1 protein-coding gene is annotated in these 723 nt (G+C 59.2%); it reads left to right on the forward strand.

All coding sequences use genetic code 11. From position 1 onward, the window contains the following. Window positions 1-46 precede the first annotated feature (46 nt). Window positions 47-664, forward strand: coding sequence for a TPM domain-containing protein (locus FEM54_RS33450; RefSeq protein ID WP_138454387.1), 618 nt, complete (start codon window positions 47-49; stop codon window positions 662-664). The last annotated feature ends 59 nt before the right edge of the window (window positions 665-723 follow it).

The raw sequence follows: 723 nt of genomic DNA on the forward strand, positions 1-723 counted from the left end.
GCCACTGGCTTTTCGGCACAATAACTAGAACAGAGCATCTACAACCATGGCATTACTGACTGAACACGAGCAGCGCCAAGTCGCCGAAGCGATCGCACGCGTCGAAAAAACCACCGACGCCGAGCTGGTCACCGTGCTGGCCGCGCGCGCGGATGATTACGCCTATATCCCGCTGCTGTGGGCCAGCCTGGTCGCCTTGGTGGTGCCTGGCATCGTGCACTACCTGTCGGGCTACCTGACCATGTACACCTTGCTGTTGGCGCAATGGGCGACCTTCATTGTGTTGTGCCTGGTGTTTCGCCTGCCCAAGGTCACCACCCGCCTGATTCCGCGTTCGGTACGCCACTGGCGTGCATCGAACCTGGCCCGTCGACAGTTCCTGGAGCAAAACCTGCACCACACGCTGGGCAGCACCGGCGTGCTGATTTTTGTCAGCGAGGCGGAGCGGTATGTGGAGATCCTGGTGGACGATGGTATTTCCAGGCACCTGGATGACAGCAGTTGGGATGAGATCGTCAAGGCATTCACCCAGCAGGTGAAGCAGGGGCAGACGCTGGCGGGGTTTATTGCCTGTATTGAGGCATGTGGCGAGTTGCTGAAGGTGCATGTGCCGGTGACGCAGACGCGTAATGAGCTGCCTAACCGGTTGATCATACTGGAATAGCTGCTTTTCTGTGGGAGCCGGGCTTGTGTGGGAGCTGGCTTGCCTGCGATGCAGACACC

The sequence above is a fragment of the Pseudomonas edaphica genome, assembly GCF_005863185.1.
GTDB classification, from domain to species: domain Bacteria; phylum Pseudomonadota; class Gammaproteobacteria; order Pseudomonadales; family Pseudomonadaceae; genus Aquipseudomonas; species Aquipseudomonas edaphica.